A 2,519-nucleotide genomic window follows, 5' to 3' on the forward strand; every position below is an offset into this window, starting at 1 on the left:
TGTGAAGGGTTTCGGGCGCTTGCGTACGAAAGCCTCCAGTGCAGGAACCCGCGGGCCCCACGCGCTGCTCTATGGGTAAATAGGCTTTGGGATGGTTCTGGCGGGTAAACGTTGCCGGGCCGGAAGTGCGACTATCGGGCGGAACGGCGTGATTTCGGGCGGCGTCAGGCTGCTAGCAGCGGTGGTTTTACGGATCAGCGTGTCCTGCGCCCGCTTTAATTCCGGGATGGGCATGCGCCCGGTCGTCGGCCAGGACGCCATGAGCGCGACCGTCATGTAGGGCGAGCCATGCCGGATCATGGCGCGTGTCTCCGGGCGTGTGAGGCTGGCGTTGGTGGTGCGCGCGGTTGGCACCACCGGGCGAAGGTTTCGACGATAGTCATATGCCCGCCGCAACATGGGCATGGCGGGCGATGATCGGGCGGCTCGTCGGGTTCGGATTCATCGATCGGCGCAGCAACGCCCAGCAGCCTGCGGGCGAGCGCCATAGCCTCCTTGTGCGTCGAACTGGCGAGCAGACCGTAATGGCGGATGCGATGGAAGCCGCGCGGCAGGACGTGGATCAGGAAGCGGCGGATGAACTCGTCCGTCGCCAACGTCATGACCTGCTGGCGTTCAGCACTATCGCGGCGATAATCCTTGTACCGGAATGTCACTCCGGCCTCGTCGAAGCCGATGAGCCGCCGGTTCGAGATGGCAACGCGGTGCGTGTAGCGCGAGAGATAAGCCAGCACCGCCTGCGGCCCCGTGAAGGGCGGTTTGGCATAGACCACCCAGCGCTTCTTACGGATGGGCGACAGATGCCGCAGGAAGGTCTTACGCGAGGCCAGGCCCGCCAAGGCGTTAAAGAAGGCCAGCTTGCCAGCGTCGAACAACGCCAGCAGGCGTGTGAGGAACAGCCGGCGGAACAACACACCCAGCACGCGCACTGGTAACAGGAAGGCCGGGCGCGACGAGATCCAACGCGTGCCGTCCAGCGCGATGCCGCCGCCGGGCACGATCATGTGCACATGCGGGTGGTGAGTCAGCGCCGATCCCCAGGTGTGCAGTACGGCAGTGATGCCGACCCGCGCACCGAGGTGTCTGGGATCGGCGGCGATGGTCAGCATCGCGTCCGCAGCTGCGCGGAACAGCAGGTCATAGACCACCGCCTTATTCTGCCACGCGATATCCGCGATCTCGGCGGGCAGCGTGAAGACGACGTGGAAGTAGCCAACCGGCAACAGATCGGCCTCGCGCGCTGCCAACCAAGTGCGCGCCGCAGCGCCCTGGCATTTGGGGCAATGCCGGTTGCGGCAGGAGTTGTAAGCGATCCGCCAGTGTCCGCAGTCGTCGCAGGCCGCGACGTGGCCGCCCAGCGCGGCGGTGCGGCAGTTCTCGATCGCCGTCATGACCTTGAGCTGGCCGAGACTGAGATGCCCGGCATGGGCTGCGCGATACGCTGGCCCGGCGCTACGGAAGATATCGGCGACCTCGAGCGGGGCGCGCACCGGTTCAACCGGGAGGGCCCCTACCTTCCATCACGGCAACGATCTGGTCGAGCGGACTGGCCACCGCCCTCATGGTTTTGCTCGAAACCTGAGTATAGATGCCGGTCGTGTTGATGTTCACGTGTCCCAGCAGGACCTGGATGACGCGGATATCGACACCCTGCTCGAGCAGGTGAGTGGCGAACGAATGCCGCAATGTGTGCGGGCTTACCCGCTTGTGGATCTCGGCGCGCTCAGCCGCCTCCTGCACGACGCGATGCAACTGGCGCGCTGAGACCGGATCCGTGCCGCTGCGGCCGGGGAACAGCCAGCCATGTGGCAACATCACCCCACGCCGCTTGCCTTCGCGCCACCATTGACGGAGCAAATCGAGCAGATGCGGTGAGAGCATGGCGTTGCGATCCTTGCGTCCCTTGCCCTGCTCGACACGGATGATCATGCGCTCGCTGTCGATGTCATCGACCTTGAGGTGGGCAACCTCCGAGACCCGCAGGCCCGCACCATAGGCCACGCTGAGGGCTGCTTTGTATTTGATGCCTGGCGCAGCCTCGAGCAGCCGCGCTGTCTCCTCGACGCTCAAAACCACCCGCAATTTGGGCGTGCAGCGAACGACGACAAGCCCCAGCGCCATCTCCGGTCGCTTGAGAGTTATACTGAACAGGAAACGCAGTGCCGATACAGCCCCATTGATGGTTGCCGGACCAACGGCGCGTTCATGCTGATCAATCTGAAAGCGCCGGAGGTCTTCGATCGTAGCCGTATCGGGAGGCCGACCGAGAAACGCGGCAAATGATCGGACGTGCCGGATATAGTCCTTCTGCGTGTGCTCCCCAAAGCCACGCATCGTCATGTCCTGCAACATACGCTCGCGCAGAGAATTGTTCGGGGTCGGCGAAGTGATGGCATCCATGGTGAGTTCCTTTCCGTTGAAGGAACTCCACGATCGCAAGGCGACATCGCCGCTCGCAAAGCCTGAACAATACTACGCTACGTCACCCCAAGCGACCCTCCCGCGGAGCGGGTTCGTGC

At 63.9% G+C, this 2,519-nt stretch carries 3 protein-coding genes; all 3 read right to left on the minus strand.

Features of this window, described 5'->3' with window-relative positions:
• Positions 1-69: 69 nt before the first annotated feature.
• The 3 genes from ACODR8_RS19835 to ACODR8_RS19845 are packed head-to-tail and all read right to left on the minus strand — an operon-like array spanning position 70 to position 2,400.
• Positions 70-300, minus strand: a complete 231-nt coding sequence (locus ACODR8_RS19835; RefSeq protein ID WP_489008839.1) for a hypothetical protein — start codon at positions 298-300, stop codon at positions 70-72.
• Positions 297-1,490, minus strand: coding sequence for an IS91 family transposase (locus ACODR8_RS19840; protein ID WP_489008840.1), 1,194 nt, complete (start codon positions 1,488-1,490; stop codon positions 297-299). The genes ACODR8_RS19835 and ACODR8_RS19840 overlap by 4 nt, the downstream gene beginning before the upstream one ends.
• A gap of 4 nt (positions 1,491-1,494) precedes the next feature.
• The gene (locus ACODR8_RS19845) at positions 1,495-2,400 is read right to left on the minus strand and encodes a tyrosine-type recombinase/integrase (protein WP_489008841.1); all 906 of its coding nucleotides are present in this window, start codon (positions 2,398-2,400) and stop codon (positions 1,495-1,497) included.
• Positions 2,401-2,519 lie beyond the last annotated feature (119 nt).

The organism is Sphingobium sp. FG58 (assembly GCF_057809055.1).

Bases quoted from the DNA above. Each gene is read 5' to 3' on its own strand.
- ACODR8_RS19845 (WP_489008841.1), bottom strand. From the start codon at position 2,400: ATGGATGCCATCACTTCGCCGACCCCGAACAATTCTCTGCGCGAGCGT.
- ACODR8_RS19835 (WP_489008839.1), bottom strand. From the start codon at position 300: ATGATCCGGCATGGCTCGCCCTACATGACGGTCGCGCTCATGGCGTCC.